Origin of the sequence: Vespertiliibacter pulmonis (genome assembly GCF_013377275.1) — a bacterium.
Classification (GTDB): Bacteria; Pseudomonadota; Gammaproteobacteria; order Enterobacterales; family Pasteurellaceae; genus Vespertiliibacter; species Vespertiliibacter pulmonis.
The window spans coordinates 867,777-893,964 of record NZ_CP016615.1 but is presented as its reverse complement, the minus strand read 5'-3'; the positions used below and the strand labels follow the sequence as shown (position 1 = coordinate 893,964).

General features: G+C 38.7%; 18 protein-coding genes, 1 tRNA gene and 1 pseudogene. 12 read left to right on the top strand and 8 right to left on the bottom strand.

Going from position 1 to position 26,188, the window contains the following annotated elements; translation table 11 throughout:
- Window positions 1-3: 3 nt before the first annotated feature.
- Entirely contained in the window at window positions 4-1,626 is a 1,623-nt protein-coding gene (locus A6B43_RS04480) for an ABC transporter substrate-binding protein (protein WP_124211332.1), read from the bottom strand.
- A 78-nt stretch (window positions 1,627-1,704) separates the two neighbouring features.
- On the opposite strand from A6B43_RS04480, the gene pcp reads away from it, so the two are divergent.
- A complete protein-coding gene (gene pcp, locus A6B43_RS04475) occupies window positions 1,705-2,307 on the top strand; it encodes a pyroglutamyl-peptidase I (protein WP_124211331.1) in 603 nt (200 codons plus the stop codon).
- 2 nt (window positions 2,308-2,309) lie between these two features.
- Here pcp and selB read toward each other — a convergent pair whose 3' ends face one another.
- Both selB and selA read right to left on the bottom strand, forming a co-directional pair.
- Window positions 2,310-4,154, bottom strand: a complete 1,845-nt coding sequence (selB, locus tag A6B43_RS04470) for a selenocysteine-specific translation elongation factor (RefSeq protein WP_124211330.1) — start codon at window positions 4,152-4,154, stop codon at window positions 2,310-2,312.
- Entirely contained in the window at window positions 4,151-5,539 is a 1,389-nt protein-coding gene (gene selA / locus A6B43_RS04465) for an L-seryl-tRNA(Sec) selenium transferase (protein WP_124211329.1), read from the bottom strand. Before selA ends, selB begins: the two co-directional genes overlap by 4 nt.
- Window positions 5,540-5,603: 64 nt before the next feature.
- Here selA and A6B43_RS04460 point away from each other — a divergent pair.
- Window positions 5,604-5,698 (top strand) — tRNA-Sec (locus tag A6B43_RS04460).
- A 65-nt stretch (window positions 5,699-5,763) separates the two neighbouring features.
- Here the strand turns inward: A6B43_RS04460 and glpC are convergent.
- The 3 genes from glpC to glpA are packed head-to-tail and all read right to left on the bottom strand — an operon-like array spanning window position 5,764 to window position 10,004.
- The gene (gene glpC / locus A6B43_RS04455; protein WP_124211328.1) at window positions 5,764-7,038 is read right to left on the bottom strand and encodes an anaerobic glycerol-3-phosphate dehydrogenase subunit GlpC; all 1,275 of its coding nucleotides are present in this window, start codon (window positions 7,036-7,038) and stop codon (window positions 5,764-5,766) included.
- On the bottom strand, window positions 7,031-8,323 hold the full coding sequence (gene glpB, locus A6B43_RS04450; protein WP_124211327.1) for a glycerol-3-phosphate dehydrogenase subunit GlpB: 1,293 nt from the start codon (window positions 8,321-8,323) through the stop codon (window positions 7,031-7,033). The genes glpC and glpB overlap by 8 nt, the downstream gene beginning before the upstream one ends.
- On the bottom strand, window positions 8,313-10,004 hold the full coding sequence (glpA, locus tag A6B43_RS04445; protein WP_124211326.1) for an anaerobic glycerol-3-phosphate dehydrogenase subunit A: 1,692 nt from the start codon (window positions 10,002-10,004) through the stop codon (window positions 8,313-8,315). The genes glpB and glpA overlap by 11 nt, the downstream gene beginning before the upstream one ends.
- A 277-nt stretch (window positions 10,005-10,281) precedes the next feature.
- Between glpA and glpT the strand changes: the two genes are divergently transcribed.
- From glpT to glpK, 5 genes are all read left to right on the top strand, one after another.
- Window positions 10,282-11,727 carry a glycerol-3-phosphate transporter gene (gene glpT, locus A6B43_RS04440; RefSeq protein ID WP_124211325.1) on the top strand — a complete coding sequence of 482 codons (1,446 nt, stop codon included), beginning with the start codon at window positions 10,282-10,284 and terminating at the stop codon, window positions 11,725-11,727.
- Window positions 11,728-11,782: 55 nt separating this feature from the next.
- Window positions 11,783-12,694, top strand: coding sequence for a hypothetical protein (locus A6B43_RS04435; protein WP_124211324.1), 912 nt, complete (start codon window positions 11,783-11,785; stop codon window positions 12,692-12,694).
- A gap of 16 nt (window positions 12,695-12,710) precedes the next feature.
- Window positions 12,711-13,793: a glycerophosphodiester phosphodiesterase gene (gene glpQ, locus A6B43_RS04430; RefSeq protein ID WP_124211323.1), complete on the top strand. Its 1,083-nt coding sequence runs from the start codon at window positions 12,711-12,713 to the stop codon at window positions 13,791-13,793.
- A 300-nt stretch (window positions 13,794-14,093) separates the two neighbouring features.
- A complete protein-coding gene (locus A6B43_RS04425; RefSeq protein WP_124211322.1) occupies window positions 14,094-14,876 on the top strand; it encodes an MIP/aquaporin family protein in 783 nt (260 codons plus the stop codon).
- Window positions 14,877-14,894: 18 nt separating this feature from the next.
- Window positions 14,895-16,412, top strand: coding sequence for a glycerol kinase GlpK (glpK, locus tag A6B43_RS04420; protein WP_124211321.1), 1,518 nt, complete (start codon window positions 14,895-14,897; stop codon window positions 16,410-16,412).
- Window positions 16,413-16,474: 62 nt separating this feature from the next.
- Here glpK and mioC read toward each other — a convergent pair whose 3' ends face one another.
- Window positions 16,475-16,918, bottom strand: coding sequence for an FMN-binding protein MioC (mioC, locus tag A6B43_RS04415; protein ID WP_124211320.1), 444 nt, complete (start codon window positions 16,916-16,918; stop codon window positions 16,475-16,477).
- A 117-nt stretch (window positions 16,919-17,035) separates the two neighbouring features.
- Here mioC and ffh point away from each other — a divergent pair, with 117 nt between their 5' ends.
- Together ffh and A6B43_RS04405 are read left to right on the top strand one after the other, a co-directional pair.
- Window positions 17,036-18,427: a signal recognition particle protein gene (ffh, locus tag A6B43_RS04410; protein ID WP_124211319.1), complete on the top strand. Its 1,392-nt coding sequence runs from the start codon at window positions 17,036-17,038 to the stop codon at window positions 18,425-18,427.
- A 169-nt stretch (window positions 18,428-18,596) separates the two neighbouring features.
- Window positions 18,597-19,640 (top strand): 2,3-butanediol dehydrogenase, encoded by a 1,044-nt coding sequence (locus A6B43_RS04405; RefSeq protein WP_170152435.1) that lies wholly within the window; start codon window positions 18,597-18,599, stop codon window positions 19,638-19,640.
- 97 nt (window positions 19,641-19,737) lie between these two features.
- Here A6B43_RS04405 and mutS read toward each other — a convergent pair whose 3' ends face one another.
- Window positions 19,738-22,329 (bottom strand): DNA mismatch repair protein MutS, encoded by a 2,592-nt coding sequence (mutS, locus tag A6B43_RS04400; protein WP_124211318.1) that lies wholly within the window; start codon window positions 22,327-22,329, stop codon window positions 19,738-19,740.
- A 382-nt stretch (window positions 22,330-22,711) separates the two neighbouring features.
- Between mutS and A6B43_RS08850 the strand changes: the two are divergent.
- The 3 genes and pseudogenes from A6B43_RS08850 to nhaC form a co-directional block, all read left to right on the top strand.
- Window positions 22,712-23,022 (top strand): annotated as a pseudogene (locus A6B43_RS08850) (GntT/GntP/DsdX family permease); the annotation flags it as partial.
- 137 nt (window positions 23,023-23,159) lie between these two features.
- Window positions 23,160-24,353, top strand: coding sequence for an ornithine--oxo-acid transaminase (locus A6B43_RS04395; RefSeq protein WP_124211317.1), 1,194 nt, complete (start codon window positions 23,160-23,162; stop codon window positions 24,351-24,353).
- 98 nt (window positions 24,354-24,451) lie between these two features.
- On the top strand, window positions 24,452-25,969 hold the full coding sequence (gene nhaC / locus A6B43_RS04390) for a Na+/H+ antiporter NhaC (protein WP_124211316.1): 1,518 nt from the start codon (window positions 24,452-24,454) through the stop codon (window positions 25,967-25,969).
- Window positions 25,970-26,188: the final 219 nt, after the last annotated feature.

Sequence of the window (26,188 nt, the reverse complement as noted above, 5' to 3'; positions counted from 1 at the left end):
ATGCTACTCATCTACTAAATAAAAGTTTTTAATATAAAAATAATCTTGCGGATCTGTAGTTGTAAAACCTTTTACATAAGGCTTAACTAAACGTATGTTCACACTATTATAAACTGGTACAATAGGGTATTGAGACATTAACAATGATTCCGCTTTCGCATAAATTTGACTACGTTCATCACTTGTTTTTGCGTAATACGACTGATCAATTAAGGCATCAAATTCAGCGTTTGAGAATTTTGCATCATTGTAAGAACTATTTGTCAAAAAATTATTTTGGAATGCCGTTGGATTATTATACTCTCCTTGCCATCCAGACCGAGCCACTTCAAAATTCCCTTGATTTAACTCAGATAAAAAAGTTTTCCACTCTTGGTTTTTTAAAGTAGCTTGTACAATATTATTTGTGTTTAATTTCCATAATGATGTTGCTGCAATTGCCACTTTTTTATGATTTTCTGACGTATTGTACAACAACGTAAATTTCAAAGGGTGTGTTGGGTCAAAACCAGCTTCTTTCAATAAAGCGACTGCTTGCTGATTACGTTCCTCTTGCGAAAGCATCGCATATTCTGGTGTAACAATTTTTTCTCCTCCGCTAATATAATTAGGCGTATAAGTATAAGTGGGCGTTTGTCCCATTCCTAAAACTTTGTCTGTAATAACATTGCGTTGCAAGGCTAAATTTAATGCTTTCCTTACACGAATATCCGTAAAAGGAGCTTTTTGATTGTTTAAAGCGTAATAATAAGTTGAAATAACTCGTGTGCTATATAACTCATTTGGTAATTCTGCTTTCAATTTTGCGTAAAGTTCAATTGGGACAGAACTTGCAGTCATATCTAGCCCACCTGCACGATAACGAGCAACATCTGCATTAGCTGAGCTTAAGGATAATAAAGTAGCTTTGTTAATGACTGTTTCTTTATCATTCCAATAATAAGAATTACGATTCAACACTAATTTTTCATTTAATACACGCTCTGCCAAACGATAAGCCCCATTACCAACAAAATTGTTCACTTTCGTCCATTCATCACCAAATTTATCAATCGCTGCTTTATGTACTGGAACTAATGAATGTGAAACTAACATTGCAGGCAGATACGGTACTGGGGAACTTAAATTAAGCTGTAACATAAATTTATCAAGCGCTTTAACACCAAGCTCTTTTAGCATTTTCTTGCCTGCAATAATATCTGTCGCGTTTACTAATTTTAATTTTTCAAGATAGCTTGCATAAGGCGAAGCTGTTTTAGGATTTGCTAAACGTTGCCAAGCATAAACAAAATCTTCGGCAGTCAAAGGATCTCCATTCGACCAATTCGTTTCACGCAATCTGAACGTCCATTGAGTAAAATCATCATTACTTGTCCAACTTACGGCTATTCCTGGTTGAATATTACCTTTTTGATCACGCACCACTAAGCCTTCAAATAATTGGCGAATAATCACTGCTTCGGGAATCCCCTCTACTTTATGTGGGTCAAGAGAAACTGGCTCTGTGCCGTTATTAATTGTAATTTCTTGCTGGGCACGTAACTTTGTTCCCATAGGAACAATCGCAGAATAAGCAAACTGCGCAAGTAAAATACTTGTTAAAATAGTTATTAACACATTCCTCATAGTATTCTCTCCATTCATGTTATGATGCTATCAAACTAACACAAATGATAATAATATGTAACAAAAAGGTAAATAAAAATGAAAAAAGTATTAATAACAGGATTCGATCCTTTCAATAAAGAATCCATCAATCCATCATGGGAAGTAGCAAAACGCCTTGCTAAACCATCATTTATCTACGCTGTACAATTACCCTGCGTATTTGATCTTGTTCTTGAAGTCTTACAGGAAAAAATTAAGGAAATTCAACCCGATATTGTGATATGTATTGGACAAGCCGCTAGACAATCTGATATTGCGATTGAACGTGTGGCTATCAACCTTAATGATGCGACTATCCCTGACAATCAAAATAATCAACCCATTGATACTGAAATTATTCCTCACGCACCATCAGCCTATTTCTCAACACTACCTTGCAAAACTATCGTACAAGCACTTAAAGAAAATGGTATTCCCGCATCACTTTCTCTCTCTGCTGGCACCTATGTTTGTAATCATACTATGTATGGACTACTGCATTTTCTTGCAAAACATCTTCCAAATTGTCGTGGTGGATTTATTCACATTCCATTTTTGCCAGAGCAAGGGGTAAATCATCCTAATGCACCAACGATGGCATTAGAAACTGTACTTAAAGGAATTTCTATTGCAATCAATGTTGCTTTAGAAACAGAATAATACTAATAAGTATCCACATCACGCAGTAAATGTACATCACCTTTACGGCGTAAAAAACCAGAGCGGTCAAAATATTCGATCAGCTGTACGGTAAGTTTACGCCCATATTGAATTTCGTCCCTCAATTGATTAACTGAAATATCGCCTTGTTGAAGGATAATTTGTTTAATCTTTTGTGCAAATTCACTGACTTGTTCGTGTAATAGGAAACGATCTTTAACAATCGGTACAAGATAGCCTAATTTTCCTGCTTTATAGAGTAAATTTCGCATTTCATTTTCATCAATGAATAACGTCTTCGCAATATCTCGTACCCACAACGCTTGATGCGTTTTAGCAAAAAGTGGTTGAATCTCTGCCCACAACTGCATCTCTTTTCCCGAAAATGCAATGCGATGATCGGGAGAATGGATCCAGCCACGAGTTTGCATAAGTTTCCCTTGTGCAATTAGCTCATCAATTAGCGTATAAACAAGAGGAATAGGCTGCCCAAGTGTAGCAATACGGTATAAACGAGCTTTAGTTACCCCTAGTTGATCGCTATATTGTTGATGATAATCCGCTAATTTTAGTTCAATTTGTTGCTGAATATACTGTTTATACGGCAAATCAAACAACCACTGATCGACAATAAAATAGCCCTGTTCCCTTGCTAACTGCTCTAAATCGGCACGGAAGATCTGCTCGCACCACAATAAATGGGGAATATTCACCGCTTGTTTCCGTACATAACAGTCAATACGTGCTGCTTGATTGTCTGCTTGAGCAATTTCTGCCAGATAAGCTAAGCGCACTGCCTGTCTTTTATGCCGTTTAGGCGAGTTAATTTCGATTACCTTTGCCCCTGCTAAGGTTTGACTATCATCGCCATTACGGATAATTAGTTTATCACCCACTACACAGGGCAAGGGCTGATCAAAAATTAGTTCTGCAAAATAATTGCCCAAACCGGCCGCTTGTTTCACATTCAATAAATTGAGTTTACCTGTAACGTGGCTAGCGTAATGATAAATATGTACAATATTACTTTCTTTTAGCAACTGTGCAGGGGAAAGCTGTACAGAAATCCGATCGCTTAATTCAGCCTCACACTGCGTAATCCAATCCCCTCGTTGAATATCTTCTTTTTCTACATTAGCAATGTTCAAGGCAAGCCGTTGTCCTTGATAACCGAAGGTTGCAGGCTGATTTTGAGCGTGAATATTTTTTACCCGTACTTTTTTGTTATTGGTAAAATAAAATTCATCACCAAGACCGACTTTTCCTGCTATTGCAGTGCCAGTAACGACTACACCCGCTCCTTTAACAGTAAAAATACGATCAATCGTATAACGAAAAGGACGATTTGTTACTGGATCTTCAGCTAGGCTTGCCAAATAGGTTTTTAGCTCATCAATACCTTGCTTTGTCTGGGCTGAGGTTACAAAAAAGGGTGAATTCGTCAAAAAAGGATAACGTTGGCGTAACTCGGCAGAAAGTTGAACAATCCGCTCTTGCTCAACTCGATCAGCTTTAGTCAGTACCACAATGATTTGCTCGAAACTTAACAGGTGCAAAATTGCTAAATGCTCTTCTGTCTGCGGTTTAATACCTTCCTCTGCCGATACCACCAATAACGCATACTTCACGCCCCCCAAACCCGCCAACATATTCGATAAAAATTTCTGATGTCCTGGAACATCAATAAAACCAATCACCGATTCACCCAATGGCAAATAAGCGTAACCTAAATCAATCGTAAGTCCTCGTTTTTTTTCTTCGGGTAAATGAGCGGTATGCGTTCCCGTCAAAGCGTGTAATAGTGATGTTTTGCCGTGATCAACATGTCCTGCTGTAACAATAATCATAGTACCCACTCCAACATCGTAAGCAATTCTTCAAACTCTGCCACTGAACGTAAATCGAGCCACATTTTTTGTTGGTATAAACGAGCAATTATCGGCTGTGGCAATGCCTTAAATTTCTGTTCTAACGCTAACAAATCACGCTGATTTTGAGCCGAAATCGTTACTGCTACAGACTGAATTTTCTCCGTTGGTAACGCTCCACTCCCAATTTGGGCTTCGCTTGATTCAATTTGTAAAAAATAGCAAGAATCTAACCGCTTATTCAATACGTTAAATAAGCGTTCTGCTTTGATTTGTAAGGCTTCTATCGGCTGTGTAAGTAGTGATAAAGTTGGCAGATTTTGAGTAAGTTGATCAGGAAATAAATATGCCCGCAATGTGGCTTCTAACGCTGATAAAATCACTTTATCGCAACGTAACACTCGTTTTAAGGGGTGTCGTTGTAGTTGCTCGATCCACGATTTTTTACCCACAATAATACCTGCTTGCGGTCCGCCCAATAATTTATCCCCAGAAAAAGACACTAACGCCACGCCCGACTGAATTTTATGTTGTACTAACGGTTCAGCAGGCAAGCCTAGATTGGCTAAATCAATGAGTGAACCACTACCCAAATCACTCACCACGGGTATATTAAATTCATTGCCAAGTGCAACCAATTCTCTTTCACTTACGCTTGACGTAAAACCTTGAATTTGAAAATTACTGGTATGGATCTTCATTAAGAATGCTGTATTTTCAGTAATTGCGTTGCGATAATCCTGCAAATGGGTGCGATTTGTTGTCCCCACTTCCACCAATTTACAGCCTGCCTGTTGCATAATGTCAGGAATTCGGAACGCCCCACCAATTTCAATCAATTCTCCACGGGAAACAATCACTTCTTTGCCTTGCGCAAAGGTAGCAAACATCAACAATACTGCCGCCGCATTATTATTTACGATACAGGCTGCTTCTGCTCCTGTAATTTGTTGTAACAGTTCAGAAATATAAATATCACGATGACTTCTTTTTCCTGCATCAATATCAAACTCTAGGGCAACATTATGTCGCATCGCATCAGTTGCCGCCTCTATTGCTTTTTGCGCCCATAACCCACGCCCTAAATTAGTGTGTAACACCGTTCCCGTTAAGTTAAAGACTTTCTTAATCGCAACTTGTTGGTGGCTTTGCAAGCGGTCAGATAATTGATTAAAAATACTTTCTTCATTCTTGGAAAACTCGGGTAAAGCTTGATTTTTTTGGATGGATTGGCGAATTTGCTCAATCAATAAGCGAGCTTGTTCAACCACCGCAGAATGACCAAACTTCTCCACTAATTCTACCCCTTTAGGTAGTTTTAATAATTTATCCACAGCTGGAATGGTTCGAAACAGATTTTGCATAAAGTATCCTAATAGGAAATTTTGCACAATTCTAATAAATTCAGTAGAATACCGCTACTTTTTCGGAAGTGAGTCGTCTCCGGTGAGGCGGTAGGACTTCAAATCCTATTGAGGACGCCAGCGTTCTCGGGTGGGTTCAACTCCCATTCACTTCCGCCAATAAATAAAAAAGCGATCAGTTACATTTATGTTTAGTAACTGACCGCTTGTGTTTTCGGATTGTATTATTTATCTAAAGACATTGCCAATAAACTAATTGGATGTAAACAAGTGAGGTTAGTAGACATATCCACTTGCCATTTACAAGTTTCACATTCTGATACCACAAAATCAAAGCCACCGTTATTGATATGCTCAAATAATGGGTTACCTATCGCCTGTGAAACATCATAATTCTCTGCTTTAAACCCGTAAGTGCCAGCAATTCCACAGCACTGGGACGGCAACATCACTACTTCTATCCCAGGAATTTGACGTAATACGTCTAAGGTATAAGGCGCCCATCCTGCCTTATCTACGTGGCAAGCGGTATGATAAGCAACACGCAATGGCATTGTCTTCAATTTTGGTTTTCTACCTTGGCTAAATAACTGGTAAAGATATTGAGTAACAATATTAACATGGGGACGAATTTTCGCATTATCCATACCTAATACGTGATGATACTCATCTCGTAAATTCATTGTACAACTTGATGAAGTTCCCACGACATCAAGCTCTTGATCCACCACTTTTTCTAACTCTTTTAAGTTAAATTTTGCTAATTTTTTCGCTTTTTCAGGAAAACCATTCACTGCTAACGGTAAACCACAACATTTTTCTTTTTCAAGTAATGCAACGCCGATATCCATTGCATTGAAAACCTCGATCAATTCTTTGCCTAGTTGAGGATTATTATAATTAACATAACAACCGTGATAGTAAGCAATTTTCTCTTTATATTGACGCTGTTGTTCTACCTGTTTTTTTAAATACCAGCTCCGAAACGTACCAAACGCATATTTCGGCAAACTACGATGGCGACTCACTTTCAGCGTTTTTTCTAGCAGGAATTTAGTTGCTTTAAGCCCTGTTATCGTATTGATAATAGGCGCAAATGGGGTATTCATTTTACCCATAATATCGGTATTACTCAGCACCGCATCACGCATTTTTTGCATTAACGGTTTATTTTGTCGATCACGGTATTTGTTTCTTGCTCGAATAATAATATCGCCAATTTTTACATCCGAAGGGCACGCGACTTCACAACGTTTACAGTTCGTGCAATATTTTAAGGCATCATCAAATAAATCTGCACTTTTTAAACGTAAACGCTCGCCATCTGGCCCCGCTTGTTTTGGACCTGGATATAAAGGGTTTTGGCGAGAGACAGGACAAACTGCAGTACAAGCGGTACATTTAATACAACTTTCAAAAGATTCGTCAAAGTTATGATGTATCACGCCAGAGCCTGCATTCTGTTGAGCTTGTTCTATTAAGCGTTGAATGTTATTCATTTTCGCCTCCTAAAATATGATCAGCAACAGTGAGTGCGGTTACAACCGCCACTCCCGATCCACAACCAAGTTCTAGGCTATTAAAACCACCTAAGATATTGCCAATGGCGTACAAATTCTCAATGGTTTCGCCTTGTTTCTGAACTTGGCAATAGGCGTTAATTGCCACACCCGCTGCTTGATAAGGCTGAGGATCAGCAAAGCGAGCGGATGTCCACGACAAGCGGTTAGTTCGATCAAATTCTTTGCAACCGATAATATCGCTATGAAAAACTGGTTCGATAATTTGTTCAAACTCTGCAATCAGCCCGTTACTGAAATAACTGCCCGACGCCAGCACAAAATGATCAGCATAAATCGCATTCTGCTGATGTAATTGCGTATAAATTTTACTCACTTTTCCTGCATTAAATTCCGCCTTTAAGGCACGATCACCATTTAACATTAAGCCACCCAAGTTTTCAAAACGCTGACGAAGCTGTTTACGCTGACGAATACCTAGTAAGGAAGGGGGTAATGTTGGTAATTCAAAAAGCGCCAACCCTACTGCCTCTTTTAAACTATTAAAAAAACGCTGATCATCTAGCCCAAAACAAGCAGGTAGGAAAATCGCCTCTGCCCCTTGGCTTGCTTGTTTGATTTCTTTCACGAGATCATTAAATGCCAGTTTATGTTCAAGTAACTGGGCAATATTAACACTGCGAAATTCCCTAGAATTATCTCTCAAACTGTCTAATTCAGGGATATTCAAATACGCCGTTGTCAATTCACAATGGCTAAATTGAGCATTTTGTTTTAAATTTTCTGCCAGCATTTGTGGTTGAAAATCGTGATAGCCCTCAATCCCTAATACAACAATTTTTTTATGAGGAAAAGGCGAATTATCCCATACGGTCGGCACACTATTTGGCGACAACCACGTTGTTCGTAAACCACCTAAGGGGGTTACTCGCCAATGATTTTGTTCCGCTGTGCCTTCTAATCCTAAATGTAAGGAATGGGCTAATTGTTCAAATTGTTTTGCTTTTTCTAATGTTTTTTGCTTGCCAATTAAGCTATACGGGTGTTGAGGTAGTTCTTGCTGTAATATATCGAATGCTTGACTAAAATTATGCACAATCTGACCGCTTGTTAAATGTCCGAGTAAATCCATTGACCCCGAAGAAAAATCCATTGCGGCTTGCCCATTGTTGATAATTACACATTTTTTTCCTTGCTCTTGTAACTTAATTGCACAAGTCAGCCCCGCTAAACCGCCTCCAATTATTACTACATCAAAATTCATTGCTATCTGTCCCTTGCTGATCTTGTTTTTCGAGTGGCTGAACATCGTTCAGGCCGAGTAAGCTATAATAAATCCAACTGGTAAAATCGGCTTCTCGAACCGCTTCTCCCCATGCAATCGGCTCAATACCACGCCAACGCTCTTCCATAAAAGAGGCTAGTTGTGTTGTTGATTGACGAGGTGTTGCAACATTAAAACGAGCCATCAACCCAGCTGCTCGGCAAGCACAAAGTTCTGCTTGACAAGTCCCCATTCCTACTCGTGTACGACGGCGTAAATCGACTAGATTATTAACACTTAATTCATCGACAGCATAACGCACTTCGCCTGCTGTAACCGCTTCACACTCACACACAAGAGAACGATCTAAACGAGCTTCATCTAATAAACGAGTAGCTCGAGAACCGTGGCGAAATACAGCTGAATAGCGGATCGTACTCGGTAATGAAATCACTTTTTTATTAGTTTCACTACGGCTTTCACTTGAGCCAGGAAGCTCTCTTTCTGCGGTCGTACAGCGGGCAGATTTGTTCAATTTTTTGCAAACTAAATCTGTTGTCCACTCTGCCATTAAACGGTAGGTCATTAGCTTACCGCCCGAAATTGTAATGAAACCGTCTAAACCATCTCGTTCTTGGTGATCAAGCAACACAATACCACGGCTAACATTTCGTCCTGACGGATCATCGTCCGTTGCAACTAACGGACGAACCCCTGCATAAGCACGCAATACTCGAGTATAGCGTAAACTTGGTGCAAGTTTCTCCCCTTCTCGAAACAGAATATCCACTTCTTCGGGAGTAACAATCATATTATCAATTTGATCATAGGGAATTCGGCTTGATGTTGTCCCAATCACGCTGACTGTATCGCCCGGTACAAGAATATCGGCATCAGCAGGATTTCGGCAACGGTTAATAACCATTTTGTTAATCCGATGCCCCATAATCAATAATGCACCTTTTGCTGGGAACATTCGGATTTTAAGATCTGCATATTCTGCAATACCCTGTCCCCAGATTCCGCCTGCATTCACCACCACAGAAGCAAAAAATTGTCTCTCACAACGGTTTTTATGGTCAAATACCTTAACCCCAATAACCTTACCGCCTTCACGGATTAAGCCAATTACTTCACAATAGGTGAATACTCTTGCTCCGTTTTCTGTTGCATCAAGCATATTTGATGCAGTTAAACGAAAAGGGTCAATAGAACCATCTGGCACAACGACTGCACCAATTAAGGCCGGATTAACAGAAACTTCCATTACTTGAGCTAATTTCGGGTCGATTGCTACCGCTTCTATACCAGAGCTAGTACAAGCATCAATAAATGTTTTTTGATACGCAATATCATCTTCAGGCAAGGTAATAAATAACCCTTCCGTTTCTTCAATACAATGACGAGCTACTTTACGTAAAATTTTATTTTCAGTAATGCACTCTTCTGCTGACTCTCGGTCTTTTACGGCATATCTAGCTCCGCTATGCAATAAGCCGTGATTTCTCCCTGTTGTACCTGTCGCTATATCACGCCGTTCAAGTAAAATACAATCAATACCACGCAATGCACAATCTCGAGCAATACCAGCTCCTGTTGCACCACCACCAATAATAATCACTTCTGCTGCTTGTGGTGAAACATCAGCAACATTTTTATACATTTGAGGTGATATATTCATCTCAAGCCCCCACAATCAATTAAAAAATAGGCAAAACAACCATAAACGAAAGTATTCTATCTTTAAATGGTCACTAACGACAATAAATTGTTTAAAAAAGAACTTTAAACTGTGATCTCTTTCACAATTAGTTCATTAAATTTATACTGTTTTTGTGAACTTGTTCACATAATTAAACATTATCACTTTTCTATTTTTAGAAAAAATTTATTATGCTCGTTCCTGTTGAATTTATAACAATGAACGTTTTTATTAACTTATTATTTTGGAGTTTCTTATGTTTGGTCCATTTAAACCTGCTCCGCATATTGCAGAGCTTCCTGCGGACAAAATAGATCCAACCTATAAGCGCTTGCGTTGGCAAGTCTTTATCGGTATCTTTTTCGGTTATGCCGCATTTTATTTTGTTCGTTCTAATTTCGATTTAGCCCAAAAAGGCTTAATTGAGGCTGGCTTATATAATAAAGCACAACTCGGCGGTATTGGTGCTTGGTTTGGCTTAGCCTACGGTTTATCAAAATTTTTAATGGGATCAGTTTCTGACCGCTCTAACCCAAAAATGTTTTTACCATTTGGGCTTTTCCTTTCAGGAATGACAATGACATTGATGGGGTTGGCTCCTTGGGCGACATCCGGTATCGCCATTATGTCTTTCCTAATTTTCTTAAATGGTTGGTTCCAAGGGATGGGGTGGCCTCCATGTGGTCGAACAATGGTTCACTGGTGGTCTAAATCAGAGCGTGGTTCGATTGTATCAGTATGGAACGTTGCTCATAACGTAGGCGGTGCAGTACCACCGTTACTCTTCACATTAGCAGGTTATATCTATTTCACTCAATATGGTGTAGCTGCAACACAACAAGATATTTGGCAACAAACATTATATTATCCAGGTATTTTAGCAATGTTCTGTGCTATTCCTGTTTATCTCATTATGAAAGATACCCCACAATCTTGTGGGTTACCAGCAATTGAGAAATGGCGGAATGATTATCCTGAAGACTATAACGAAAAAACGTATGAAAATAATCTTTCAGCTAAAGAGATTTTTGTCACTTACGTTTTAAAGAATAAACTACTTTGGTACATTGCATTAGCAAATGTATTTGTTTATTTAATTCGTTACGGTATCTCAAAATGGTCTCCAGTATATCTAGGCGAAGTTAAGCATTTCAATATTAAAGGAACCGCTTCAGCATATTTTATTTATGAATTTGCTGCAATTCCAGGTACGTTATTCTGTGGTTGGGTATCAGATAAAGTATTTAAAGGAAAACGAGGTTTAACTGGCTGTATCTTTATGATTGCTGTAACAGTTGCTGTTGTAGCTTATTGGTTAAATCCAGCAACACCAGAGAATGAATTAGCGCAATATGCAAATTTACCTTGGTATGACAACCCGCATCAATTAATGGATTTTATTATGATGACGGTAATTGGCTTCCTCATCTATGGTCCTGTAATGTTAATTGGTTTACATGCACTTGAGCTTGCACCGAAAAAAGCAGCAGGTACAGCAGCAGGCTTTACTGGTTTATTTGGTTATATTGGTGGATCAGTTGCAGCCTCAGCCGTTGTTGGTTGGGCAGCTGAAAATTATGGCTGGGACGGTGGTTTCTATGTAATGATCGCAGGTGGTGTTCTTGCGGTATTATTACTATTATTAACAACCATTGAAGAAGCAAAACATAAAGCAAAAATTGGCGATACTTACGGTCAATAATTAATCGAAAAGGGGAGAATAACAATTATTCTTCCCTTTTTTAAGGAACAATACTATGAATTTAAAAAAGTTTGTATTATTAGGAATAGGGCTAATCTCAAGTTCACTCTACGCATCAAATTCAAATTGTGACGTATCAGTAAAAAATTTATTGCCAAATTTTGAGTATAAATTAAATAAAATAATAGAAGTCCAAGGACGCCAAGGTGTTACTACTGATGGCCAGTTTTTATATGTGTCAGGAAGCAAAACACTATCAAAATATGATCTAAATGGAAAATTAATCCTAGAGAATATCCAACCATTTATTGGATATAAAAAAGAAGCAAACCATATCGGAGATATTGATATTTTCAATAATGAACTTTACGTTTCTTCAGAATGGTTCGAAGATGGTGTAGGTAAAAATATTCAAATTGCAATTCACGACCCAAATACTCTAGTTTTAAAACGTTCAATTGATTTTGAACCTCTTTCTGGGCAAGTAGAAGTTTCAGGAATTACAGTAGATACTGTAAATAATAGTGTATGGATGTCATCTTGGGTCGGAGAAGAAAGTGGACGCTATTTATACGAATATGATCTCAATTCAGGTAAATATAAACGTAAAATACACTTACAACCCGTTCCTCAATGGATTCAAGGAATTTATGCTTATCAAGGTAAACTTTACATTACTGCTGATGATGGTACTGCAGATGAACAAGAAGCAGATCACCTCTATAGAGTAGAAATATCTGATAAAAATAACCAAGGTAAAGTCATCTTAGAAAAAACATTTGATGATTTCAAAGATTATGGAGAAATTGAAGGGTTAGTAATTAATTCAGAAACCCAGCAAATGATCGTTCATGCTAATAGAGGCAAGCAAATTGTACTTGGTATGCCAAAAGGATTTTATCCTGGATATGATAGAGAAATTAGTGAGCTCTATTTTTATGATATAAGACCGAAATGTAATAAGTAGATAGAGGTAATATAATATGAAACTTAAATCATTATTATTTACTATTATTGCTACGACAGTATTTGTAGGATGTCAAAAGTCAGAAGCTCATATTGAAACAACAAAAATTATAATTGCCCATCGTGGCGCAAGTGGTTATTTACCTGAACATACCTTAGAATCAAAGGCCTTAGCTTTTGCACAACAAGCAGATTATTTAGAACAAGATTTAGCAATGACTAAAGATAATCGTTTAGTGGTAATTCACGATCACTTCTTAGATGGTTTAACGGATGTGGCGAAGAAATTTCCACATCGTGCACGTAAAGATGGTCGCTTTTATGTAATGGACTTCACCTTGAAAGAGATCCAATCTCTTGAAATGACTGAAAATTTTAAAGTCGAAAATGGCAAACAAGTGCAAGTTTATCCAAACCGTTTTCCAATGTGGAAATCCCATTTTAAAATCCATACATTTGAAGATGAGCTTGAATTTATTCAAGGCTTAGAAAAATCTACGGGCAGAAAAGTGGGAATTTACCCAGAAATTAAAGCACCGTGGCTACACCACCAAGCAGGTAAAGATATCGCTTTAGAAACATTAAAAGTCTTGAAAAAATATGGCTATGATAGTAAAGATGATCGAGTTTACCTCCAAACGTTCGATTTCAACGAACTCAAACGTATTAAAACTGAATTAATGCCAAAAATGGGAATGAATATTAAGTTAATCCAGCTTATTTCTTATAATACAGATTGGTACGAGACAGAAGAAAAAAATAGATCTGGTCAACGGAATAAGTCCAATTACGATTGGATGTTTAAACCTGGTGCGATGGCTGAGGTTGCTAAATATGCTGATGGTGTCGGCCCAGGTTGGTATCTGCTAGTGGATAAAGAAAAATCAAAAGTTGGGCATATTGTTTATACGCCATTGGTTAAAGAACTTGCACAATATAAAATGGAACTACACCCTTATACCGTGCGTAAAGACGCATTAGAGCCGTTTTTTACGAATGTAGATGAAATGTATGATGCTTTACTCAATAAATCAGGGGCAACAGGCATCTTTACTGACTTCCCAGACACGGGTGTTGAGTTTTTGAAGAAACATAAATAAGCATTAACCCTCTTATAATACTAAAGCGAACAACAACTGCACTGTTCGCTTTTTTATTTTGTCACTTACAAGCGGTATGATTCTTGCTATTTTTTCTTTTTACTAAAATGTTCAATTAATGTTCCTTTCTTTTCATATTATGACAAAAATCAAAACATTACATTTATTTAACTAAATTATGTGTATTAGATCACAAATTTGATACTTTTTATTTGCGTAAGAGCCCTATTGGCTGTATTTTTGCCAAAAATGTTCGTTTTCAACCAATTTAATTTTTTTATTTATAAATGGGAGAACCCTATGGAAAAATCACTTAAAGCTGCCTGTATAGGCGAATTCATTGGTACGGGGCTTATTATCTTTTTTGGTGTAGGCTGTGTGGCCGCAGCACAAGTTGCTGGAGCATCCTTTGGTCTATGGGAAATCTCAATTATGTGGGGACTTGCTGTTGCTATTGCTGTTTACGCTTCAGCAGGATTATCAGGAGCACATTTAAATCCAGCCGTTACTATTGCTCTTTGGAAGTTTGCTTGCTTTGATGGGAAAAAAGTCCTGCCTTATATCATCTCGCAAGTGCTAGGAGCATTTTCAGCAGCCGCTCTAGTGTATTTCTTATACCGAGATCTCTTTATTGCTACAGAAACAGCACAAAATATTGTGCGAGGTGAAAATGTTGGGCTTGCTAGTGTATTTTCTACCTACCCTAATGCTCATATCGGTTTTGCACAGGCATTTATTATTGAAATAGTGATTACTACTATTCTAATGTGCCTTATTATGGCATTAACTGACGATGGTAATGGTGTACCTCGTGGTGCAATGGCACCATTATTAATTGGTCTTGTTGTTGCAATTATTGGCGGTGCAATGGGGCCATTAACAGGGTTTGCAATGAATCCTGCTCGTGATTTTGGACCAAAAATATTTACATTCTTAGCCGGCTGGGGTGAAATTGCATTTACTGGCGGATTAACTATTCCTTATTTCATTGTGCCTATTTTCGCTCCTATTATAGGTGCATTACTTGGTGGCTTCCTTTATACACGTGTTATCGGTAAAAATTTACCGTGCAACATTAGATAATTTTAATTGGAGATGATTATGACAAAAAAATACATTCTCGCCTTAGATCAAGGTACAACAAGTTCTCGTGCAGTTCTACTTGATAAAAATGCTAATATTGTTGAAGTAGCTCAACGTGAATTTACCCAGATCTATCCCCAAGCAGGCTGGGTTGAACACAACCCGATGGAAATTTGGGCAAGCCAAAGCTCAACTCTAAACGAAGTTGTCGCAAAAGCTGGCGTTACTGCTGATGAAATTGCAGCTATCGGTATTACTAACCAACGTGAAACAACCGTTGTATGGGAAAAAGAAACTGGAAAACCGATTTATAATGCAATCGTATGGCAATGTCGCCGTACCGCTGATTTTTGTGAAAAACTAAAAGCTGACGGACACGAAGAATATATTCGTAAAACGACTGGATTAGTAGTCGATCCTTACTTCTCTGGCACAAAAGTAAAATGGATTTTAGATAATGTTGAAGGTGCTCGTGAACGAGCAAAAAAAGGCGAGCTATTATTCGGAACAATTGATACTTGGCTCGTATGGAAACTAACTCAAGGGCGTACACACGTTACCGATTACACGAATGCCTCAAGAACAATGCTATTTAATATCCATACTAAGCAGTGGGATAATAAAATGCTAGAGTTGTTGGATATTCCAAAAGAAATGTTACCCGAAGTGCGTAATTCCTCTGAAATTTATGGGCAAACCAATATCGGTGGTATGGGCGGCGTACGTATTCCTGTTGCAGGTATGGCAGGCGATCAACAAGCGGCACTTTATGGTCATCTTTGCGTTGAAGCAGGTATGGCAAAAAATACCTACGGTACAGGCTGTTTTATGTTAATGAATACGGGCGAGACTGCTGTTGAATCACAAAATGGTTTGCTTACAACAATTGCGTGTAATGCTAAAGGCGAACCTTGCTATGCTCTTGAAGGTTCAATTTTTATGGGGGGAGCATCAATTCAATGGCTACGAGATGAATTAAAAATTATTCACGATGCTCGAGACTCTGAATATTTTGCAACAAAAATAGACAGCACCAATGGCGTTTATGTCGTTCCTGCTTTCACAGGACTAGGTGCGCCTTATTGGGATCCTTACGCAAGAGGGACTATTTTGGGACTTTCTCGAGGCTCTAACCGCAATCATATTGTTCGAGCAACCCTTGAATCTATTGCTTATCAAACCCGTGATGTACTTGATGCAATGCAATCAGACAGTGGCAAAAAATTAGAAATTTTGCGTGTTGATGGCGGTGCAGTTGCTAACAATTTCCTTATGCAATTCCAAGCAGATATTCTCAATGCACAAGTAGAACGCCCTATTGTACGTGAAGTAACGGCTCTCGGTGCAGCTTACCTTGCTGGACTTGCCACAGGGTTCTGGGGTAGTTTAGAAGAATTGCGAGATAAGGCAAAAGTTGAGCGTACATTCTCACCCGATAATGACGAAGAAAAACGTACTCGCCGTTACAAAGGCTGGAAACGTGCAGTAAAACGTGCGTTAGAATGGGAAAAAGAAGATCAACAAGAAACATTCTAACAAAATGTCATCAGTAAAAAGGACGCAAACTGTGTCCTTTTTATACCAGCCTAAATACTCAATTAAAGTTTTTCAATAAAGTTTGGTAGCCAGTTTTCAGCTGTACTATCGTGATCGAAATTATTTGCTACATCAATACGCAAAGATTCACAAACTTGCGTTGCGCCTAATGCAGAAAGTTGTGTTTCAATAATATTTACAGCATTGCAAAACGTATCGTAATCCGAACTTCCCAAACCAATTACGGCAAATTTCATTGTGCTCAAATCTGGTTGCTCGTTCGCTAACTGTTCAAAAAGCGGTTGGATATTTTCGGGTAGCTCCCCTGCACCGTGGGTTGAACTAACGACTAATAAATTCGGCTGATGCGCAATATCACTCAACACCGCATTATTAAATAATTCCACCTTAAACCCTTGTTGGTTCAAGACATCATTGAGATTATCGGCAACATATTCCGCACCACCTAAAGTACTTCCCGTGATAATACAAACTGTTTTTTGCATAATTTTGCTCTCGCTAGGTAAATTTACCAAATTTTAGCGGATTTTTTGTATAATGCTCAACACTTTCCGATACAAGCGGTCGGATCACCACAGAATTTTGCAAATAGAGAAAAGATTATGTTTGAGAACCTATCCGATAGACTATCGAAAACCCTAAAAAATATTACTGGTAAAGGGCGTTTAACTGAAGATAACATCAAAGAAACTTTGCGTGAAGTGCGTATGGCGCTCCTTGAGGCAGATGTTGCGTTACCTGTTGTACGAGAATTTATCAATAAAGTTAAAGAACGAGCAATTGGTGAAGAAGTTAATAAAAGTCTAACACCAGGTCAAGAGTTTCTCAAAATCGTTCAAACTGAGCTTGAAAAAGCAATGGGAGAAGCCAATGAAGAGCTAAACCTCGCAGCACAACCTCCCGCAGTTATTTTAATGGCAGGTTTACAGGGGGCAGGTAAAACGACCTCTGTAGGTAAATTAGCCAAATTTCTTAAAGAAAGACATAAGAAAAAAGTGTTGGTTGTTTCAGCCGATGTTTACCGCCCAGCAGCAATCAAACAACTTCAAACCCTCGCAGAATCACTCAATGTAGAATTTTTCCCGACAGAAACGACCCAAAAACCTGTTGATATTGCAGAAAATGCATTGAAATACGCCAAACTCAACTTTTTTGATGTGCTGATTGTCGATACCGCAGGGCGTTTACACATTGACGGCGAAATGATGGAAGAAATTCAGCACATTCACGCTGTATTAAACCCAATCGAAACATTATTTACGGTTGATGCGATGACAGGACAAGATGCCGCCAATACCGCAAAAGCCTTTAATGAAGCCTTACCACTCACAGGGGTTATTTTAACTAAAGTTGATGGTGATGCACGAGGTGGTGCTGCACTTTCTATCCGACAAATCACAGGGAAACCAATTAAATTTTTAGGTGTCGGTGAAAAAACTGATGCGCTTGAACCTTTCCACCCCGATCGTGTTGCCTCTCGTATTTTAGGAATGGGCGATGTCCTCTCCCTAATTGAAGACCTCCAACGCTCTGTTGATCAAGAAAAAGCCGAAAAAATTGCCGCTAAATTCAAAAAAGGCGATGAATTTACCTTAGACGATTTCCGTGATCAACTGGTTGAAATGAAAAAAATGGGCGGAATGATGTCAATGTTAGACAAATTACCTGGCGCAAAAAATTTACCCGATCACGTCAAAAATCAAGTTGATGATAAAATGTTCGTAAAAATGGAAGCAATTATCAACTCAATGACCCTAAAAGAACGGGCCCACCCAGATATTATTAAAGGATCTCGCCGCCGTCGCATCGCTTTAGGCTCAGGCACACAAGTGCAAGATGTCAATAAATTACTCAAACAATTTGATGAAATGCAACGTATGATGAAAAAAATGCGGAAAGGCGGAATGGCAAAAATGATGCGTGGAATGAAAGGAATGATGGGCGGTGGATTAGGCGGGCTTGGCAATCTAGGCGGAATGTTCGGGAGAAAATAAATAAGTGCCTCAATTTCCTAAATAACACTTTAATTAAAATAATACAGTTTATATAAGCTTGATCAATACCAAATTTTTATAAAAAATATTGAGAAATAATTACTATTATTGAAGCAATACCTATATTATTTCTACAGAAATTTAGTTTTATTCAGAAAAGGAGCTTACTATGAGCCAGATGAAAGCAGTGCGTTGGCACGGACAAAAAGATATTCGTGTTGAAATGGTAGCAATTCCAGAAGTGAAACCTCATCAGGTAAAGATCGCCGTAAAATTTACAGGTATTTGCGGAAGTGATTTACATGAATACCTCGGTGGTCCAATTTTTATTCCTACAGAAAAAGAACACCCCTATTCTAAACAAAAAGCCCCTATTATTATGGGACACGAATTTGCAGGTGAAGTGGTTGAAATTGGTGCTGATGTAAGTAGTATTAAAGTCGGCGATAAAGTAACCGTTGAACCTATTTTAGCTAAAAATGGGCTATTAGGAATGTACAATCTTGACCCTAATTTAGGTTTCGTTGGATTAAGTGGTGATGGTGGATTTGCCGAATATTGTGTTGTCGATGCTGAATTAGTACATAAATTACCTGAAGGTATTGATTGCGAACAAGGTGCATTAACTGAACCAGCCGCTGTTGCCCTTTATGCTGTACGTAAAAGTAAATTGAAAGCGGGTGATACAGCGACAGTATTTGGTTGTGGCCCAATAGGATTATTAGTAATTGAAGCATTAAGAGCTGCTGGTGCAAGCATCATCTTTGCTGTGGAACTTTCTCCCGAACGTCAAGAAAAAGCACAATCCCTTGGTGCTATTGTTGTAGATCCAACTAAAGTTAATACCGTTGAATTTATTAAAGCCCAAACTAATGGAGGAACAACAGTTTCTTTCGAGGTTACCGGCGTTCCTCCAGTATTAAAGCAAGCTATAGAAGTTATTGAGAACGATGGTGAGTGTATTATTGTCAGTATTTGGGAAAGTGATGCGTCTATTACTCCAAATGAAATCGTTATCAAAGAAAAAACAGTCAAAGGTATTATTGCTTACCGTGATGTATTCCCTGCGGTGCTTGAATTAATGCAAAAGGGCTATTTCTCGAAAGATAAATTAGTAACGAAGAAAATTCATATTGATGATATTGTTAATGAGGGCTTTGAAGCATTAGTTAAAGAAAAAAATCAGGTAAAAATCTTGGTTTCACCTAAATAAAAAAGGAAAATAGAGAACTACAATCTAAGCTCAAAAAGCTAAACTAAACTATTAAAGGGCTGTTTCTGATCTTTTATCATACTCAGTCCTTTTATTTTTATACCAACTGTTTCAAGTGGTACAATGCTTCTAATGCCTGCTTTGGTGTAAGCTCATCAGGGTTTATCTCCGCCAATACCCTTTCAACCTCAGAGCTAACAAGCGGTGAGATTTCCATATCATTTTGCAGTGGATCGTTAAATAGCAAATCGCCCTGTGGGTTCATATTTAATGAAGTAGCCTGTTTTGAAACTTGCTCAAGTTGTGTTAATTTTTGCTTCGCCAGTTGAATAACTTGCTTTGGCACGCCTGCCAATGAGGCAACTGCCAATCCATAGCTTTTACTCGCAGCTCCTTCTTGCACACTATGCATAAATGCAATCGTATCGTGATGCTCAATCGCATCTAAATGCACATTTGCTACGCCCTTTAATTGGCTCGGTAAACTCGTTAGCTCAAAATAATGGGTAGCAAACAACGTCAGTGATTGCGTTTTTCTCGCCAACCATTCAGCACACGCCCACGCAAGGGCTAATCCATCGTAGGTTGATGTTCCTCGTCCAATTTCATCGACTAGTACCAAACTATTTTCCGTTGATTGATGTAAAATATTTGCCATTTCTGTCATTTCAACCATAAAGGTTGAACGCCCAGAAGCCAAATCATCAGATGCCCCAATCCGAGTAAAAATTCGGTCAATCGGTCCAATTTCGGCTAGTTCCGCAGGCACAAAGCTCCCGATATATGCCATCAGCGTAATCAATGCAATCTGTCGCATATAGGTACTTTTCCCGCCCATATTGGGGCCTGTTACAATCAATAAATGGCGTTGTGCATTCAGATAAACAGGATTAGCAATAAACGGTGTTTTTAATACTTGCTCAACCACAGGGTGTCGCCCATTTTTAATCGTAATGCTTCGATTAGCCGTAAACGTAGGCATGGTATAATTAAGATTTTCTGCTCGCTCTGCCAAATTGGTTAAAACATCAAGTTCAGATAACACCATACTTGCCAACTGCAATTCACCCAGTTGTGGCAAAATTAGCTCAAATAATTCCTCATAAAGTTGCTTTTCTAACGCAAGAGAAGCACCTTTTGCTTTCAGAACTTTATCTTCATAGGTTTTTAATTCAGGAATGATATAACGTTCTGCATTTTTTAACGTTTGACGGCGAACATAATGGATCGGTGCTTTATGGGCTTGCCCTTGACTAATCTGAATATAATAGCCGTGTACTGCATTAAAACCGATTTTTAAGGTATCAATGCCCGTTTTTTCTCGCTCTTGAATTTCAAGATCATCTAAAAATTTGGTAGCCCCTTCGGCTAAACTTCGCCACTCATCAAGTTCTGTATTGTAATTAGGGGCAATCACGCCACCATCTCGAATTAACTGGGGCGGGGTTTCAATAATCGCTCGTTCCAATAAATCGTGAAGCGCAGAAAAATCACTTAATTGGCTTAACATTGTGTCTAAACAAGCGGTCAGATTTACCGAAAGTTTGGTAATTTGGGGAATTTGTGCCAACGCTGTCCGTAAGCGGGTAAAATCACGAGGGCGAGCGGTGCGTAACGCTATCCGTGCTAAAATTCGCTCCATATCCCCAAGCTGTTGAAGTAATGGTTGAAGCGGTTCGATCCGATCATTTTTTTGCAATGCTAAAATTGTCTGCTGACGGTTCGTTAATTTTTCTATATCACGAATAGGCTGATGAATCCAACGTTTCAACAAACGGCTTCCCATTGGCGTAACGCATTTATCTAATACCGACGCTAACGTATTTTCTATCCCACCGCCAAGATTAGTCGTTAGCTCTAAATTACGCCGAGTTGCCTCATCAAGCAAAATTGTGTCGCTATTTTGAGTAAGATGAATAGCATTGATATGTGGTAAATCTGTGCGTTGCGTTTCCTGTGCATAATGCAATAAACACCCCGCAGCACAGAGGGCAACAATCGCTTTTTCAACACCAAACCCTGTTAAATCACGAGTACCAAATTGGCGATTTAACAGCTGAATAGCCGTTACTAACTCAAATTCCCATATTGGGCGACGACGTAGCCCTTTATATCCTTGCAACAGATCCATTTCAGAAAATGTTTCAGGATATAAAATTTCAGCAGGTCTAATCCGCTGTAATTCTGCAGATAAAGCCATTTTACTCGGCAATTCTGCAATCAAAAATCGCCCAGAGGCCATATCTAACGTGGCCAATGCAAACTGATCTTTCTCTTGATAAACACAAGCTACTAAATTATCTTGACGCTCAGGCAACAACGCTTCATCACTCACTGTTCCTGGCGTTACAATCCGCACTACCTTACGTTCTACAGGCCCTTTACTGGTGGCAGGATCGCCAACTTGCTCACAAATAGCAACCGATTCCCCCAGTGCCACAAGTTTAGCCAAATACCCCTCCACCGCATGATACGGCACACCCGCCATAGGAATAGGTTCGCCTGCCGACTGACCTCGCTTCGTCAAAGAAATATCTAACAATCTCGCCGCTTTTTTCGCATCATCATAAAACAGTTCGTAAAAATCGCCCATTCGATAAAATAGTAAAATATCAGGATTTTGAGCTTTAAGTTGCAAATATTGCACCATCATTGGCGTATGATTTTGAGTATTCTCTATATTTTTCATCAAGTTATATAATCTTAATCAGTTATTTTTAGTGATTTTTCCCCAAAAGAGAGCAACACTACTTAAGTATGAAATAGAGATTATTATACTTTAACTTTGCTACAAACAGAGTAAGTATTAGCAACAATAGGATTGTTGAGCGGTGTTTTCGGCAGCGTCATACTGAGTATTTGTCAAGTTTGGCAAAATAAAATTCGGAACTGACCGCTTGTTTTAATTATCTCATAACGGCCAATTCCGTTATTTTTCTGTTACCTCCCCCTAAAACTTTCTTCAAGAGTAAACCAATATTCATCCGTACTTTTCTCAGATTTCAATACAGTTATACACATTAATAACCTATTAGAGCAAACTCTATAAACAGACCTTTCCAAACCTAACATATCTCAGTACGATGTCTATTAATGAGATAGCTGTTCAGAACCTATCTAGTTCTACTCGGGTATTAACCATTCTTCTATTACCTATTTTCTTAATTTTATTCGATGCGGGTTTAAACACTCTAGCTGTTACCAATGTGATCGATAGTTCGCAACTTTAGGCAAAAAGTCTACGTTTAATCGGAAAAACATCTGTGGCATTGCCCATTACTCTACTCGTTGCAATTGCACTATTGATAGATAATCGTAGCTATGAGCAATTTGCTCAGTTGTGATAGTAACTAAGGCTGATGGAATGTTTGGTGACATATTATAGGCAAGCGGTCGTTTGCGGGTTATTTTTATTAAAATGAGAAGCAGATCATAATTTTTACAATTTATTAACAAATAATGATTAAATACTGCTACACTTCTGTTGAATAAATGATATTTATATCTATGGAGTAAAATATGAGCGTATCTTCTCAACAACTGATTAAACAAACTGAACAATATGGAGCAAGAAATTATTTACCTTTGCCAATTGTTATTAGTAAAGCAAAAGGTATCTGGGTCGAAGATCCTGAAGGAAATCGTTATCTGGATATGCTGAGTGCTTATTCTGCGGTAAATCAAGGCCACTGCCATCCAAAAATTGTTCAAGCACTCAAAAATCAAGCTGATCGAGTTACGCTCACCTCTCGGGCATTCCATAATGACCAGCTCGGACCTTGGTATGAAAAAATTTGCAAATTAGCAAATAAATCTATGGCATTACCAATGAATACTGGGGCAGAAGCGGTTGAAACTGCATTTAAAGCCGCACGCCGTTGGGGATATGACGTAAAAGGCATTGCAAAAGATCGAGCGGAAATCATCGCTTGTGTAGGTAACTTCCACGGTCGTACGATGACAGCTGTATCACTTTCTTCCGATGAAGATTATCAACGAGGATTTGGTCCATTGTTAAGTGGCATTAAACTCGTACCTTATGGCGATTTAGACGCTCTCAAAAATGCTATCACCCCCAATACCGCTGCTTTCCTCGTTGAGCCAATTCAAGGCGAAGCAGGTATTTTAATTCCTCCTCCAAATTTCTTAAAACAAGCCTACGAAATCTGTAAACAAAATAATGTGCTATTTATTGCCGATGAAATTCAAGCAGGACTTGGACGTACGGGGAAACTCTTTGCATGCGAATGGGAAGGCTTTGAACCCGATATGTATATTCTAGGCAAAGCACTAGGCGGAGGTGTATTTCCAATCTCCTGTGTACTTGCAAATGAAGATATTCTTGGGGTATTTAACCCTGGCTCTCACGGTTCAACCTTTGGTGGTAACCCGCTTGCATGTGCAGTTTCTTTAGCGGCATTAGACGTTTTAGTTGAAGAAAATCTTGCTGAACGTTCCCGTGAATTAGGTGAGTATTTCCTAAATGAATTGAAAAAAATTCAGCATCCAAGTATCAAAGAAGTACGAGGCAGAGGACTATTTATTGGCTTAGAACTGAATGAGCCCGCTCGCCCTTACTGTGAAGCCTTAAAAGAACAGGGCTTGCTCTGCAAAGAAACCCACGATACGGTTATCCGATTTGCACCACCATTGGTAATAGAAAAAGCCGATTTAGACTGGGCATTAGAACGTATTCGAGCAGTTCTTAGCTAAATTCTAGCTTGTTTATTAGGGCGAGATCATTCGCCCTATTACAACAATCTTGTTTGCAAAATTCTAATAAATCTAGCCGCTTACAAGTCGAGGAATATATGCCAAACACACCTAAAGACAAAAACGGGAAAAAAGAACTTCCCCAATCAAACAAATCTTGTTGCTATAACGCCAATAATGTAGATTCATCTGAAAATACATCAACCTCTCAAGAAGATAATATTCGAATTCCTTTCTTTTGGGCATTTCTACCCATTCTCGTCATGGTTTCCGTTATGGCTGTTGCTATCATTAAATTTGAAGCTTCGCCACATGTCCCATTACTTATTGGAGCCGTCACAGCCAGCGTGATTGCACTCTGCTATGGCTATAGTTGGGATACTATTGAAAAAGGGATTTACCACGGGATCAAAATGGCATTACCCGCGATAGTAATCATCATAATGATTGGTTTAACTATCGGTGCTTGGCTCGGCGGTGGCATTGTCGCTACAATGATCTACTATGGGTTAGAACTTATTTCGCCTTCTCTCTTTTTAATGACCATTTGTATTATCTGCGCTATCGTAACTCTCGCTATCGGCAGTTCTTGGTCAACAATGGGAACAATCGGTGTTGCTGCAATGGGAATTGGGTTAAGCGTTGGTATCCCTGCCCCAATGGTTGCAGGAGCAGTCGTTTCAGGCGCTTATTTCGGTGATAAAATGTCTCCCCTATCAGATACAACCAACCTCGCAGCAGGGATTACCGATACGCCTTTATTCGACCATATTCGTCATATGTTCATTACTACAATTCCTGCATTTCTTATCGCACTCGGTGTTTACTACTATCTCGGATTAGCATTTGTACCTGAAAATTTAGACACTGCCAAAATCACTGAAGTAATGGAAGCGATGCAACAAAACTTTGTTATTTCGCCTTGGCTTCTCCTGGTTCCCGTGATAGTTGTTGTACTTGTTGCAAAACGTGTTCCTGCTCTGCCTGCATTAGCTGCTGGTATTTTAATGGGCTGGCTCTGCCACGTTTTTGTTCAAGGTGGTGAAGTAAGTGTTGCAGTTAAAACATTACACGATGGTTTTAAAATTGCCAGTGGTCAAGAGATGATCGATACACTGTTTAATCGAGGTGGAATTGAATCAATGATGTACACAATCTCTCTCACCATTGTAGCAATGACTTTTGGAGGCATTGCAGAGCAAACGGGAATGTTACGTTCAGTGGTTGAAACTATTCTAAACTTTGCTAAAACTGCTTCAAGCTTAATTACAGCAACTATTTTATCTGCAATCTTAACGAATTTAACAACGTCAGAACAATATATTTCTATTTTACTACCCGGTAGAATGTACGTTCGAGCCTACCAAATGAAAGGGCTAAGCTCTAAAAATCTCTCTCGAGCATTAGAAGATGGCGGTACAGTTACTTCGGTGCTAGTGCCTTGGAATACTTGCGGCGTATACGCCTTTTCAATGTTACAAGTCAGTGCTTTTGAATATGCGCCTTATGCGGTAATGAATTATATGATTCCAATTATTGCGATCATATTAGCAATGCTCAATATTCGGATTGAATATTTACCAAAAAATAAAAATATTGAAAATATAGCCTCTTAGGGCTTGACAGGTTTGCTACACTCATTGGAGTCATGTTGAAAAATACTTTAGCAAAATATGTTTGTTAGGCTTTACTCAATTTGACAGCCCCATTAAGTCTAGTTTTCTACTCTTCGTTTGAGGCTAGACTTAATTTCTATATCCAAACTCAAAGGCGACTATATCTTTGTAAATACTAAAATAAATGCAAATTTAACCGCTATAACATTTTATAAGGAA

Coding starts and splice junctions, on each gene's coding strand:
- A6B43_RS04480 (WP_124211332.1), bottom strand. CDS start 1,626: ATGAGGAATGTGTTAATAACTATTTTAACAAGTATTTTACTTGCGCAG.
- pcp (WP_124211331.1), top strand. CDS start 1,705: ATGAAAAAAGTATTAATAACAGGATTCGATCCTTTCAATAAAGAATCC.
- selB (WP_124211330.1), bottom strand. CDS start 4,154: ATGATTATTGTTACAGCAGGACATGTTGATCACGGCAAAACATCACTA.
- selA (WP_124211329.1), bottom strand. CDS start 5,539: ATGCAAAATCTGTTTCGAACCATTCCAGCTGTGGATAAATTATTAAAA.
- glpC (WP_124211328.1), bottom strand. CDS start 7,038: ATGAATAACATTCAACGCTTAATAGAACAAGCTCAACAGAATGCAGGC.
- glpB (WP_124211327.1), bottom strand. CDS start 8,323: ATGAATTTTGATGTAGTAATAATTGGAGGCGGTTTAGCGGGGCTGACT.
- glpA (WP_124211326.1), bottom strand. CDS start 10,004: ATGAATATATCACCTCAAATGTATAAAAATGTTGCTGATGTTTCACCA.
- glpT (WP_124211325.1), top strand. CDS start 10,282: ATGTTTGGTCCATTTAAACCTGCTCCGCATATTGCAGAGCTTCCTGCG.
- A6B43_RS04435 (WP_124211324.1), top strand. CDS start 11,783: ATGAATTTAAAAAAGTTTGTATTATTAGGAATAGGGCTAATCTCAAGT.
- glpQ (WP_124211323.1), top strand. CDS start 12,711: ATGAAACTTAAATCATTATTATTTACTATTATTGCTACGACAGTATTT.
- A6B43_RS04425 (WP_124211322.1), top strand. CDS start 14,094: ATGGAAAAATCACTTAAAGCTGCCTGTATAGGCGAATTCATTGGTACG.
- glpK (WP_124211321.1), top strand. CDS start 14,895: ATGACAAAAAAATACATTCTCGCCTTAGATCAAGGTACAACAAGTTCT.
- mioC (WP_124211320.1), bottom strand. CDS start 16,918: ATGCAAAAAACAGTTTGTATTATCACGGGAAGTACTTTAGGTGGTGCG.
- ffh (WP_124211319.1), top strand. CDS start 17,036: ATGTTTGAGAACCTATCCGATAGACTATCGAAAACCCTAAAAAATATT.
- A6B43_RS04405 (WP_170152435.1), top strand. CDS start 18,597: ATGAGCCAGATGAAAGCAGTGCGTTGGCACGGACAAAAAGATATTCGT.
- mutS (WP_124211318.1), bottom strand. CDS start 22,329: ATGAAAAATATAGAGAATACTCAAAATCATACGCCAATGATGGTGCAA.
- A6B43_RS04395 (WP_124211317.1), top strand. CDS start 23,160: ATGAGCGTATCTTCTCAACAACTGATTAAACAAACTGAACAATATGGA.
- nhaC (WP_124211316.1), top strand. CDS start 24,452: ATGCCAAACACACCTAAAGACAAAAACGGGAAAAAAGAACTTCCCCAA.